The organism is Basilea psittacipulmonis DSM 24701, assembly GCF_000743945.1.
GTDB classification, from domain to species: domain Bacteria; phylum Pseudomonadota; class Gammaproteobacteria; order Burkholderiales; family Burkholderiaceae_B; genus Basilea; species Basilea psittacipulmonis.
In genome coordinates, this window is the sequence record NZ_CP009238.1 from 1,313,192 (window position 1) to 1,327,572 (window position 14,381).

The window sequence follows — 14,381 nt, forward strand, 5'->3', positions numbered from 1 at the left end:
TAGTCAACGATCTTGATAATCATTCTAAACCAGTTATCGTAGCTGGTTTTAGAAAGATCATTAACTTATTCATCTATTTTAAGCGTCAATTGCTCAAACTCTTGATTTACTTGGTTCTTTACATTGCCTTCTTTTTTTCGATCACTCTGTTTCTTACTCGCTTGAGATTTTCGTTTTTCTTTTTTGATCTTTTTTGCGTCTTCCAAAATCATTGCTTGTCCCTGAACGGTCAGTTCTAAACTCCCTTCTCCCGCTGCTTGCTCAGCCAGTCCAGCATTCACCGAATCTGCCTTTTGCTCCTGCTCACTCTGTTCAGCATTCTCCCGATCCACTTCTTGCTCTTGAACATTCGACGTTAAATTCGCTTTTTCCGCTGCTTGCTCAGCCAGTCTTGCATTCACCGAATCTGCCTTTTGTTTCTGCTCACTCTGTTCGGCATTCTCCCGATCCACTTCTTGCTCTTGAACATTCGACGTTAAATTCACTTCTTCCGTTGCTTGTTCAGCCAGTCCTGCATTCACTGATTCTGCCTTTTGCTCCTGCTCACTCTGTTCGGCATTCTCCTTATCCATCGTTTGTTCCTGAGAGAACAGTTCTAAATTCTCTTCTTCCTCTGCTTGCCCCTGCCGATCCTCTTCTGAATTGATTAGATCTTTAACCGCTTTTTCTTTTTTTAAAAGTTCATCATATTTCTTACGAATTAACTCATATTTTTTAATGTTCGTAAATTCTTTTTCAACCATTTCTCCTTTATCTTTAGCTTGATAGGTTTCGCTCACATTAGGCTCATTCTCGTATAGTTTGAGAAGTCCTTCTAAATCACTAAGGTTTTTCAATGCCTTATATTGAATTTTTTTATCATAAACATAAAAGAATTTAACGGATTTACCTCTCATTAGCAGTTGAATCGTATTTCTTAACGTGCCACTACTAACTTGGAAGTGTCCAAAACGTTTATTTTTACTAACAGGATGAAAAATGGCCAAACCATAATCAGCCAAATTACCCATCACTCTGTCTTTTTCCATCTGTTGTTCTTGAGGTTTTTTATTCGAGTCACTCACAGAAATCGACGTATATTTCCATTCATCAGGTATTTCAACCCTTGGATACTTTCCAATCGTATAGATATGTACGTGTGGATATAAAAGATTCAATCTGTAATAATCTATAATTACCTTGTCTATACCTTTATCAGAATCCCCTATCAAGATTTGAAATCCAGCCTCTGAAATTTTTTTCAAAGAATGCTGAATTTCTTCAGGTATCTTACTAAAACTTCTTGAACCAGAAATAAAGACAGATTTTCTAGAATCACTTGACGATAAGTCCTTTTCAAGCTGATTATCCAACTCATCATTTTTTGAACGCACTACCATAGCCTTAGATTTAATCCTGTTTGAGACAATTAAAAGTTCTTTATTTTCAATTTTATCACTGACTAGACGTTTTCTTAGTAACTCATCCAAACTTCTATCGGCTATTAAAATACTAGGTGGACTATGTTTTTTGAGTGCCCGCAAACTTTCGATCACTGGAACATGCTCGTTCAATAATGTTTCATGACCACAAAGAAAAATAAAAGGAATCTGTGGCAACAAACGATGACTGATCGCAGACGGGAGTGTTAAATATGGCTCAAATTTAATCTGAACACCGCGTCGATTCAATTTCTCCAGCTCATTTCCCAATCGAAACGCTTGTCCATTTAGGTAATGTAGCTTATTAATCAACTCATCAGAAATATATTCATTCCAACGATCTGCTTGAACATCGCCCGCATCAACCAGCTTTCCCAACTCCACACATTCTTGCTGAGAAAGTGGTTGATCCAGCAAATCACTAAACCAAGCAATCAATTGTTTTTCATTACTACTTAAATTCATACTAATCTGCCGATCCTGTTTGTACCAAAGCAAACGGATAAACCGCCTTTGCTCCATTACGCAATAATAACTCAGAAGCAACAGTAAAGGTCCATCTAGAGTCAACCATATCGTCAACCAATAAAATTATACTGTCTTTTATATAACGTGGATCGCACCCAAGTGAATCTCTTACATTTGATTCCTGCAATACACTATTTGATTGAGTTTTTTGTTCATGCGAGGGTTTGGTTTTAAACAGTGCTTGAGGCACAAATCTTAAACCGAGTGCATCCGATAACCGATGTGCAAAGTCTGGTACCAACTCAGGTCGATTCAAGCTCGGAATCGCTACCACGGTATCAATTCCCAATCCTGCAACTTCATCTTTAAGTAATGCCACAGATTCTGCGAGCAACTCATCCGAAAAACGATTATCTATATACTTTCCTGCTTTAACCTTCTGACCAAGTAATGAGTAGTACATATCTGTTAAAACCCATCCTTCCTGCATTCGGAGTTTAACAGGAATATTACTGCGATCTGCAAATTTTATTCTTGGCGAAATTTTTCCAGTCGTACATTTAAGGAATTCATCCACTTTTCGAATATCATTTTCTAAAATATTCATTGTTGAAAACAACTCTTTTCCTTGGCAAACAGCACATACACCGCAAGTTTCATATCCATCAGGAGCATCCAATTCTTTGGCAACCGCTTGCATTAGACACTCTTTTTTCGTACTGTATTCTTTCAGTGCTTTATATTCATTTTGTTTAGATTCACGTAAACGCTGTTGTTTTTCAGCTTCTTGGGCAATATTAAAATTATTCATTAAATTTTTTCTATAAATACTATTCTCTTTATAGATATAACGATGAGTCTCCAAATACTTTAAAGAAGAACCTATTATCCCCGTTTTTAAATTCATCTTTTCCATGATTTCAGTTTGTTTTACACCATTCTTAGCCAAAGAAATGATTTCATCCAACCCTTGAGGAGAAGCTAATGATCCTTTATTAAAAAAATCAATAATTTCATCATCTTCAGATCCATGAAGCAATACGGCATAAGACAGCTTGCCATCGCGACCTGCACGACCAATTTGTTGATAATAGGCAATCAAGTTTTGAGGTAGCTGATAATGTATGACAAATCGAACATCGTGTTTATCATACCCCATCCCTAGTTTGGTCGTCGCCACCAACACGTTAATTTCATTACGGTAAAATTTATCAAGATAACTGGCACTTTCTTCCTTATCCAGTGATCCGTGGTATTCTTCTGCAAGAATATGATTTTCTTTTAACAAACTAGCAATACGGTGACACTCACGGGTGGTCAAACAATAAACAATCCCCTGAAGACCATGCAGTTTTCCACCTGGTGATAAAACAGATAGCAACCATGCCATTCTTTCTGAAAAGTTTTGGCTAGGATTAATCTGAATCGCTAAATTTTTCTTTACCAAAGGACCTTTGAATACCTGCGTATCCTCACCTAGCTGTTGTCGAATATCTTTAATCACGCGTTCATTCGCAGTGGCAGTCGTGCCTAAAATAGCTACATTAGCGGGTAAATTTTGAAGCAAATAAAGAATACGCTGATAATCTGGTCGAAAATCATGCCCCCATTCTGAAATACAATGTGCCTCATCCACCACAATTAATTCAAGTGTGGTAATCTGCTCCAATTTTTTCATAAAAGTGGCATTAGATAGGCGTTCAGGCGAGACAATCAAGGCATCGATATTATGCAGATTCGCATAAATAGCATTTTCTTCATCTTTTGATTTCTCACTATTTATCGTTACTGCATTCACCCCCAACTTTTGTGCTGCTTCTACTTGGTTATTCATCAATGCCAAAAGTGGACTAATAATCAAAGTAGTAGGGCCACTTGTGCTGTATAAACTTCTAAATATATTCGGTACATTGGGCGGTATGGGGGATGATGGTTTTTTTAATAATTTAGTAGCGATAAAATAAACCAGCGATTTTCCCCACCCTGTTTTTTGAACAACCAGTGTTTTTTGTTTTTTAACGACAGACACAATCGCTTCCAGTTGATCGTCTCTGAACGTCGCATTTTCCCCGTATGCAGATTTTAAAATTTTCATTGCTTCTAATTCAATTTTTTGTTGATCCATTGCTTGTTCCTCATTCAAAACTTATATTGATAAATTTATCAACAACTATTCAATTAATGGATTTTTTACAAATTTGTATTATTCAAAAAAACAACACTTTATATAAACATCTTTCTCATTTAGTTTTATAAAGTCCTCAATCCACACTAAACACTAACTTTGACCATCCACATTCCACTACCAATCATCTCTTTTTCATTAGTTAGACATGATTCACATTACTTTAACCCCCTCTCCATGAAACTCTAATATCCACCCAGATCACTGATTTTATAAGCCTCTTGTACATTTAGTTTTTTGTTTTGACAGAGATAACAATGCATAAAAAAAACTCCCATCATCTCTCACAGACAATGGGAGTGCTAGGTAGAAAACGGATGACAGTTTTATTTCATGCCTGAAAATAAGCCATCATGTTCCTCGCCACAATCACACCAGTTTTTCAGACGTGATGTTTTACCAATCCCCGGGTTAAATGAGTTGGTCGGATCGTTTTCACGATAGAAGTTTTTAAGCTCTTCTTTGGCTTGATACAAATGCCCTACATTATGTTCTGCAGGATATTGGGCCCCACGTTGGTCAAAAAGCGGGAATAACGCCATTTTTGCTTCCATCGGATCCACACCCGGTTTAACAATATAATCTTGGTGCATCACATGACAAAAGAAATGCCCGCAATAAAGTTTAGACACAAATAGTTTATCTAACTCTGGTGGCAAGACCTCGAACCAATCTTCGTCATTACGTCTTAACGCGACATCAAAGGCAATAATACCGCCAGATTGTTTACCCAGTGCCACTTGATAACGTTTCGCAGCACCTGCAGCAGCAAAACGATGCAAAATCGCCATTTCACCTTCTTCTGGCGTGCAAGCGTGACAAGCCCCTTCGTGCTCTTTGAAGAATTCATCAAAATACTGTTGGGCCTCGTCCACACCATCATCCGCCATTTTCAAAATCAAATGATGTTCGTATTTTTTATTAAAATCCAACATAAACTTAGGTAAATGGCTAGGCAACAGGTTCATGAAAAACTGAATCACTAAGTCTGACGTACCTTTTGGCAAGAAAGAAAAGCGATTTAACACGCGATCTACACTACTTTTGAACGAGAAAAACTTGGGAATATACTTAGAACCCACGCTTTTAATCACACGCACTGTATCGCGTCCGTATTTTTCAGAAACCGTAAAATAGTCTCGATGAATATACTCGCCTGAAACGGGAAGTTCTTTGAAATGACTCAAAATATGGCGACGGATTTTAGATAGATTTTTCGTTTCATTCGTCGCAATATAGAAAACTTTTTCACGTTTTGGTTTTTCAAATGTATCGACTCTAACCGCAAAAACCACCAAACGACCAGCAGACCCCGAGGCACCGTATAAACGTCGTCCGTCATTATTAAAACGTGCGGGTGTATCTGCGTCCACATCTCTAATTCTTTCTTGGTACTCGTGATCGGAAGCGACTTTGCTTGGATCATTAATCACATCATCAGACGTAAAATCTCTGTTTTGTAATCGTGTCAAAATCGTTTCAGGATCGTCTCCCAAATTCACACCCAATTCATTGTGCAATCTCAACACACCGTCTTCATGCAGTTTGGCATAAATCGCTAACTGAGTATAAGCAGGTCCGCGATGAATCAATGCACCACCCGAGTTATTGCAAATCCCACCCACTACTGAGGCACCAATACATGAAGAGCCAATCACAGAGTGGGGTTCGCGGTTATGTTTTCTCAATTCATCTTCTAATTCAAATAAATTCGCACCTGGCAAAGCGATCGCTTGGCTTTCATCATTAATAAGAAAAATACCTTTGACACGTCTATTCGACATGATAACAACGGGACGATCATAATCACCATCTGGTGTAGAACCGCCTGTTAAGCCAGTATTAGAGGCTTGGTTAATAAGAATAAGATCATGCTTGACGCAAGCCTGAGCAATTTTCCACATCTCCAACAAGGTAGCTGGCTGAACCACTACCAAAGCACTACCTGAACCGAATCTAAACCCTTTGGTAAAACGTTCCATCTTGCGGGGATCGGTAATGGTATGCTCCACCCCTACTATTTGTCTTGCTTCTTGAATAAACGGATGCGACATAAAACATTCCTATTGAGAAAAACAACTAAAAACGAATATTTTACATTCTTTTTTAAGCATTCGTTGCTGATTAATGATTCTTATAAAACGTTATTTTTACTGATTAATCAATATTTTTGATAGATTGATCAAAGCATTCATTAACACATCATTAACGTTCTTTTTTACCCTTAACAAATAAGTATTATTTCCCTGTTCCAAAACGACTTTTATCGTTAAAAACTAATCATCTTTACCCCCCTCCAACCCCGATTCTAGCTAGCGACACAGCCTCCTCATCACGCCTATCTGTCATCTATACCGACAAATTATCACGAAAAGAATCTTTTAAGAGGTTATTTAATTTCCACCATCTTTTTAACGGGTTTCACAGGTCTAGGGTAAATGACTTGGGCGGCGGTATTTTCTGAAGCAGGAATCTTTAATCCCTGTTTAAGTAATTTGGCCAATTTCACTTTCCCTAAGCCTTTAACGCGTTCAAGCAAATCTTCTTCTGATTTAAACGATGATTTTTGACGTTCTAAATAAATCGTTTCAGCCAATTTTGGACCTACTCCCTTTAGGGTTTGCAGTTCTGCCATACTGGCGGCATTAATATCAACCGCCCATGCCGTGTTAAATATAAAAATACAGCAGCATAATATCCAATTCTTCATATTTATTTCTCCTAATTAACCATCAAAAATCTCACATCAACACACTCTTCCCATTTCCTTATACAACAAAAAAGCCCCTGTTCATCACGAAACTAGGAGCTTTTTATCTCATGTAATAAATACGAAAAAATATTATTTCATCGCCCGCGTCACATATCACTCACCGACATCAAAACACCGATACAGTCATATCCTTGACATCAGGCACAGGGCGATGAACACATCCGTTTAGGCCTGTTCTTCTAAAAACTGAACATACGATTTAACACCTTGAGCAACATCCAAGAATGACTGATCGTAACCTGTACTTCTTAACAAGTTTAAGTCTGCACAAGTATAGCTTTGGTAGCGACCTTTTAAATCCTCTGGGAATGGAACGTAGCGAATATATCCTTGGGCCACCAACTCATCTAAAGATAAGGTCGGTTTTCCAGCTTGTGCATTTAACGTATTCACCACGGCAACTGCAATATCATTAAATGGTTGTGCACGACCTGTACCACAGTTATAAACACCCGAAATCTCTGGATGATCTAAGAAAAACAAATTCACGTTCACCACATCATCAACATGAATGAAATCACGGCTTTGTTCGCCATTACCCCAGCCATCCCAACCACCAAATAATTCTACATAACCGTTTTTCTTAAATTGGTGATAGTGATGAAACGCCACGGAGGCCATACGTCCTTTGTGTTGTTCATAAGGCCCATAAACATTAAAGTAACGCAATCCCACACATTGAGCTTTTAAGCCCTCTTTCATCTTACGGCGAAGTACTTGGTCAAAAAGAAATTTTGAATACCCATATACATTTAATGGACGTTCATTTTCTAAACGTTCCACATAATGAGGACCCGCCCCATAAGTCGCTGCTGAGGACGCATAAATCAAAGGCACTTCAAATTCTTGGCAATATTCAAACAAATCACAAGTGTATTGATAGTTATTGTCCATCATATACTTGCCATTTCGCTCAGTTGTCGCAGAACAAGCTCCTAAATGAAACACCGCTTTAGGAATATCGATCAATCGAGCTAACAGCAGTTCTCTAAACTCATCTTTATCATAATAATGGGCAATCTGATGATCACGTAAATTGATAAACTTGTCGCCATCTAAAAGATCATCCACCACAATAATATCGGTAATACCGCGTTTATTTAACCCTTTAACAATATTACTGCCAATAAAACCAGCACCACCTGTGACGATATACATTCGTTTTACTCCTTGATTAAATCTGTTGAGCCAATATCTCAGATTCTTTGACAAATTGATTTAACTCTTCTGCGGTAATCGTTGACGTACCTAACTTTCCGACCACAATACCACCCGCAATATTGGCCCAATAAATAGCATCTTCCCAAGACATTCCCATGGCTTTAGAAACAGCCAAGGTCGCCAATACTGTGTCGCCTGCCCCTGAAACATCAAATACTTCATGTGCATTGGCATCGACATGAAAACGGTTGTTTTCTGTATATAACGTCATTCCTTGTTCAGACTTGGTCACCAATAAGGCTTCTAATTTCAAATGTTTTAACAAACGATCAGCCTTTTCGGTTAATGTGGCTTCATCGGCCCACGCTCCTACGGCTTGACGCATTTCACTACGATTAGGGGTAACTAAACTGGCCCCGATGTAACGGTCATAATCCGTACCTTTTGGATCCACCAAAATCAGTTTATGTTTACTTTTGGCGTAAGCGATCAAAGCAGGCACGTCATTTAACACGCCTTTTGCATAATCGGATAAAACCAAAACATCATGTTCATCCAACAAACGCTCTAAATTATTTTGGATCTGTTTTAAAGTATCAGCATGTGGCTTATCTTCAAAATCGATACGTAAGAGTTGTTGTTGACCACCTAAAATTCTTAACTTTAAAGTCGTTGGTAATTTTTCATCCACCACAAAGTGAGCATGGATGCCCTCATCAACGGCAAGTTGTTGAATTTTTCTTCCTGCATCATCCTGTCCAATAATGCCGACCAAGCTTACTTGTGCCCCTAAACTTTTAATATTTCGTGCCACGTTCGCCGCACCACCCAAACAATCATCGGATTTTTTAATATGCACAACAGGCACAGGTGCTTCAGGCGAGATACGATCAACCGAACCAAACCAATATCGATCCAACATCACGTCGCCAATCACTAAAATCTTCACTGATTTTACTTTTTCTTTTGAAAACATAAAAAGATTACCTACCTGATTTATTTTTAAATAAGATGTGATCCAAACTACTTATCATTCCTTTTTAAACGGATCGTCAGTGACTCAAAGCAACTCGCCTTTCTTAGGAGAGTATGTTTCCCATTTATTACAACCTGGACATTGCCAATAAAATATCTTGGCATCAAATCCACATGAATGACAATGGTACTTATCTAGTTTTTGACTATCTCGACGAATAATATTGTACAACAAACCCACATCATCCGTGAGTGAGGCCAATTCCTTTTCCATCGACAATGTCTTCTCTAAAGCTAGTAAAGACGGCATCAAACGCAAAGCTTGGCGAGCAAACTGACGCGCCTTTTCTGGATCATGTGCATACAAGGCCTTAGATACCGCCGTGAACAAATCCACATTAGGATATTGCATAAAGTGTTTTTCTAATAAATCAAAAGCGATTGCTTGCTCCTGTGTATGAGCGTAGTTTTGAATCATCGCTGGTGCAATCAAGCCTGCATATTCTGGGGAATGTGTCAAAATATCCAGATAATATTGACGAGCGGATAACACGTTTAAAGCATTAAACTGAGCCAATAAAATATTTAATCTTGCGCGAGCGGCAGGCGTTTCAAAGCGTTTTAATGCCTGTTGCGCTAATTGTAAATATTCTTGCGTTTTCTCAGGATCAGTTGACATATAGACCTGAGCCATCTCGCAATAATAGTGAATAACTTGAGGGATGGATTCATGCGATAATCTTGCCCACTGATTCACTGCTTCAATCGCATTAGGCCAATCATGCACAATTTCATAAATATGAATCAAAGAACGGGTCGCCTGCTCTGCATAACTGCCAGATTGGACCATTTTAAACGTTTCTTCTGCTCGGTCATACATGCCTGATTTCAAATAATCTTGGGCGATTTCAAATAAGGCTTTTTCTCTGTCTTTCAATGGCAAATCTTCACGAGACAGTAAACTTTGGTGAACATAAATGGCTCGTTCTATCTCACCTCTACGTCTAAATAAACTTCCCAAAGCAAAGTGCAAATCTATGGTTTCAGGATCGAGTCTAGCAACTTCTACAAAGGCTGCAATTGCCTTATCATGTTCTTCTTCCAATAAAAAATTTAAGCCTTTGAAATAAGAATCAGGCAATGACTTATTTTCTTTCAGTAACTGTCGAACATCAAAACGAGCAGCCAACCATCCTAAAGCAAAAATAATCGGAACAAAGATTAATAACCATGGTTCAAATTCCACTGCGACTCCTTAGAAGCTAGAATATCTTGTCTAAACCTGAATTATAAAAGAAAACCCACTTACTTATCAGCAAGTGGGTTAACATTTTTTAGGTTATCAAATTATTTACCTTGAAACTTAGCATCCACGCGTTGGCGTAACTCTTTGCCAGGTTTAAAGTGTGGTACCCATTTTGCTGGCACTTCCACTGGTTCACCTGATTTAGGGTTACGACCCATTCTCGCTTCGCGATGAGTCAAAGCAAAACTTCCAAAACCACGAACTTCAATTCGACCACCATCGGCTAATGTATTAATCATTTCGTCCAATAGCACGCGAACAGCAAGTTCAGAATCCCTTGCGGGAAACTGAGGGAATTGTAATGACAACGCTTCAATAAGTTCAGATTTTGTCATATTAGTCTTCTTTCTTCTCATCAAGTTTAGCTTGCAACAATGCACCTAAGTTAGTCGTACCAGACGAAGCACTAGAGTCTGAAATACGTTGCATTGTTTCTGCTGCTTCAGCATGTTCAAGAGCCTTGATAGAAAGCTGAATAGAGCGAGCTTTACGATCGATATTGATGATCATCGCTTCAACTTCTTGACCCTCAGTCAATACAGTTGTCGCATCTTCAACACGACCAGCCGCCAATTCAGAAGCACGTAAATAACCGTCAACTTCAGGATCTAAACTGATTGTAGCACCCTTAGCTTCTACAGCTTTTACGATACCTTTTACAACTGAACCTTTGTCATTAGCTGACACGTAGTTATTAAATGGATCGCCTTCAAGCTGTTTGATACCAAGAGAAATACGTTCTTTTTCTGTATCGATAGAAAGAACCACTGCTTCCACTTCTTCGTTTTTCTTGTATTTACGAACCGCTTCTTCACCTGGCTCGTTCCAAGATAAATCAGATAAGTGAACCAAACCATCGATATTACCAGGAAGACCGATAAACACACCAAAGTCAGTAATAGACTTGATCGCACCTTTCACACGATCACCACGTTTGTGTGTATTAGCAAACTCTTCCCATGGGTTAGGACGGCATTGTTTCATGCCCAAAGAAATACGACGGCGTTCTTCGTCGATCTCAAGAACCATAACTTCTACTTCGTCGCCCAAGTTAACCAATTTACGTGGGTCAACGTTTTTAGAAGACCAATCCATTTCAGAAACGTGTACCAAACCTTCGATACCTGTTTCCACTTCGATGAACGCACCGTATTCAGTCAAGTTAGTTACTTTACCGAATAAACGAGTACCTGCTGGGTAACGGCGAGCTAAGCCGATCCATGGATCTTCGCCTAACTGTTTCACACCTAGTGATACACGGCTCTTGTCTTGGTCAAATTTAAGTACTTTAGCTTCGATTTCTTGACCCACTTGAAGTACTTCAGATGGGTGACGAACACGACGCCATGCCATATCTGTGATGTGTAATAAACCATCAATACCGTCAAGGTCGATGAACGCACCGTATTCAGTGATGTTTTTAACGATACCTTTAACGATAGCACCTTCTTGTAATTTTTCAAGAAGTTTTTCACGCTCTTCGCCCATGTTCATTTCTAACACAGCACGACGAGACAATACAACGTTGTTACGTTTGCGATCAAGTTTGATCACTTTAAAGTCCATGGTCTTGCCTTCAAAGCTAGAAGTGTCTTTGATTGGACGAATATCAACCAAAGAACCAGGCAAGAACGCACGAATACCATTTGTCATAACAGTCAGACCACCTTTGACCTTGCCTGTTACGGTACCTTTTACTAATTCTCCAGATTCTTCTGCTTTTTCTAAAGCTACCCAAGCAGATAAACGTTTAGCGCGATCACGAGAAAGAATCGTCGCACCGCTACCGTTTTCCAAAGAATCGATCGCGACAGAAACGAAGTCACCTTCTTTTACTTCCACTTCGCCCTGATCATTTAAGAATTCTTCAATAGGAATATTCGCTTCTGATTTTAAGCCAGCATTCACTACTACAAAGTTGCGGTCAATACGAACCACTTCAGCAGAGATTACTTGTCCAGATTTTACGTCTTGGTTTTTTACGCTTTCGTTGAATAAATCAGCAAAGCTTACGCCACCAATAGCGTCTTGCAATTTAGTAGATGTAGTCATTAAATATCCAACAGGATTGACACGCCATGAGTGCTTGGCGGAGTTAATAAAAAAATTGGCTTAACACCAATACTATGGCAACCTTTGCCACAGATTTAGGATAGTATTGACGCACTCTTCAACACTCATATTAGAGGAATCCACCACATAGGCCCCTAAAGCAGGAGTTAGCGGTGCAACGGTACGCTGATAATCACGAGCGTCACGAGCCTCAAGGTCCTCTAACACGTCCGTAAATTTAACACAAATCCCTTTTTCATTCAACTGCTTAACACGTCTTTTTGCACGAATTACAACATCAGCTTCCCAAAAAATTTTCAAATCAGCTTGGGGAAACACCACTGTCCCCATGTCTCGGCCCTCTGCCACCAACCCTGGCAACTGACAATAGGCCTTTTGTCGTGCTAATAAGGCTTCTCTAACAGGAGGTTGTGAGGCGATTTGAGAAGCCAAAGCACCTACTTCTTCTGTTTGAATAATATCGCTAACATCACGTCCTTCTAAATAAATCTGCCCTTTTTCAAACGTCGCATCTAAACAAATTGCTATGTCCACCACTTTTTCAGTATCTTGAGCAGACACACCCGTAGCTTGCATTTTTAAAGCAACTAAACGATATAAAGCACCTGATTCCAGTAATGAATAAGATAACGATTTTGCTAAAGCTTTGGCCACCGTACCTTTACCCGACGCACTGGGGCCATCAATCGTGATAATCGGAATATCATTTTTTTCTGGACGCACCAAAGAGGCAAAATGAGCAAAATAATGAGGGAATGTTTTAGAAACACATTCTGGATCATTAATCACGATTTTTTCTTGGAAAAATGCCGTCAAAGAAAAACACATCGCCATACGGTGATCATCGTATGTATCGATTTGTGCAGGCTGGCACTGCTCGATAGGATAGACGGTTAGCCAATCATGGCCACTTTCAACTTTGGCACCTAATTTACGCAACTCAGTTTTCATCGCTTCAATACGATCAGTTTCTTTCACTCGCCAACTGGCAATATTGCGTAACGTACAAGGACCATCCGCATAAAGTGCTAATACGGCGGCAGTCATCGCAGCATCGGGAATCAGATTGAAGTCTTTGTCAAAAGCTTTCAGTTTTGTGCCTAACGCAGGGCCTTTGATTTCCACACTATCGTCATGCCATAAAACAGTCGCCCCCATATCCTTAACCACTTGTGCAAACTCAATATCGCCTTGAATGCTTTGTTGATTAATGCCATATATGCGTACTGGACCTTGTCCCAATGTCCCCAACGCCATGAAATACGAGGCAGAAGAGGCATCCCCTTCCACTAAAATTTTTCCTGGACTACGATAAGTTTGGTCAGGTGACACATAAAAATGCGTCCATCCGTTTTGTTGAACTTCCACACCAAAACGAGCCATCAAATTTAAGGTTAATCGCACATAAGGTTTAGAAATTAACTCACCCAACACTTCAATATGCACGGATTGCCCTGTTTTTTGGGCCAGCAAAGGCGCCACCATCAGCATCGCACTTAAAAATTGACTCGATACATTACCTTGAATTTTAATCGTTTCAGGTACATTTAACGTCGCTGGTTGAATATGAAGTGGGGGATAATATTCATTCAAGGTATAGGTAATATCAGCCCCTATCTGCAATAAAGCCTCCACTAAATCACCAATAGGACGTTCCCTCATGCGAGCAACACCATCGACCGTGTATTCGCCCTCAGATAAGGCTAACGCAGCGGTCAATGGACGAAAAGCTGTACCCGCATTACCTAGATGCAAACTGGCTTTTTTATTAGGAAAATAGCCCAATGAACGAACAAAACAATCTGAACCTTGACGTTGAACCTCCACACCCAGATTCTGTAAAGCAGCGATCATCACGCGTGTATCATCTGAATCTAATAAACCTTGAATATGCGTATCACCAATACTTAACGCACTTAACAAGAGGATACGATTGGAAATACTTTTTGAACCAGGTAAAACGATAGCCCCCTGAGCCGTTGTGGCGTAAGGCAAATAATACTGTCGAATAGGATTCAT

At 39.4% G+C, this 14,381-nt stretch carries 10 protein-coding genes; all 10 read right to left on the reverse strand.

What is annotated here, in order from left to right; genetic code table 11:
- Positions 1–65: 65 nt before the first annotated feature.
- The 10 genes from IX83_RS08605 to aroA all read right to left on the reverse strand — a co-directional run bounded on the left by IX83_RS08605 (position 66) and on the right by aroA (position 14,381).
- A complete protein-coding gene (locus IX83_RS08605) occupies positions 66–1,886 on the reverse strand; it encodes a hypothetical protein (RefSeq protein ID WP_051919380.1) in 1,821 nt (606 codons plus the stop codon).
- Position 1,887: 1 nt separating this feature from the next.
- Entirely contained in the window at positions 1,888–4,014 is a 2,127-nt protein-coding gene (locus IX83_RS05710; protein ID WP_038500140.1) for a RecQ family ATP-dependent DNA helicase, read from the reverse strand.
- A gap of 386 nt (positions 4,015–4,400) precedes the next feature.
- Positions 4,401–6,128 carry a D-lactate dehydrogenase gene (dld, locus tag IX83_RS05715; protein WP_038500142.1) on the reverse strand — a complete coding sequence of 576 codons (1,728 nt, stop codon included), beginning with the start codon at positions 6,126–6,128 and terminating at the stop codon, positions 4,401–4,403.
- Between the two features lie 335 nt (positions 6,129–6,463).
- On the reverse strand, positions 6,464–6,784 hold the full coding sequence (locus IX83_RS05720) for a ComEA family DNA-binding protein (protein ID WP_051919384.1): 321 nt from the start codon (positions 6,782–6,784) through the stop codon (positions 6,464–6,466).
- A gap of 228 nt (positions 6,785–7,012) precedes the next feature.
- Complete coding sequence (gene rfaD, locus IX83_RS05725; protein ID WP_038500145.1) at positions 7,013–8,005, reverse strand: ADP-glyceromanno-heptose 6-epimerase; 993 nt, start codon at positions 8,003–8,005, stop codon at positions 7,013–7,015.
- A gap of 16 nt (positions 8,006–8,021) precedes the next feature.
- Positions 8,022–8,984 (reverse strand): D-glycero-beta-D-manno-heptose-7-phosphate kinase, encoded by a 963-nt coding sequence (rfaE1, locus tag IX83_RS05730; protein ID WP_051919386.1) that lies wholly within the window; start codon positions 8,982–8,984, stop codon positions 8,022–8,024.
- Between the two features lie 84 nt (positions 8,985–9,068).
- Positions 9,069–10,229 (reverse strand): lipopolysaccharide assembly protein LapB, encoded by a 1,161-nt coding sequence (gene lapB, locus IX83_RS05735; protein WP_038500148.1) that lies wholly within the window; start codon positions 10,227–10,229, stop codon positions 9,069–9,071.
- A gap of 101 nt (positions 10,230–10,330) precedes the next feature.
- Complete coding sequence (locus IX83_RS05740) at positions 10,331–10,624, reverse strand: integration host factor subunit beta (protein WP_038500151.1); 294 nt, start codon at positions 10,622–10,624, stop codon at positions 10,331–10,333.
- Position 10,625: 1 nt separating this feature from the next.
- Entirely contained in the window at positions 10,626–12,341 is a 1,716-nt protein-coding gene (gene rpsA, locus IX83_RS05745) for a 30S ribosomal protein S1 (RefSeq protein WP_038500154.1), read from the reverse strand.
- A 72-nt stretch (positions 12,342–12,413) separates the two neighbouring features.
- Positions 12,414–14,381, reverse strand: a complete 1,968-nt coding sequence (aroA, locus tag IX83_RS05750; protein WP_051919389.1) for a 3-phosphoshikimate 1-carboxyvinyltransferase — start codon at positions 14,379–14,381, stop codon at positions 12,414–12,416.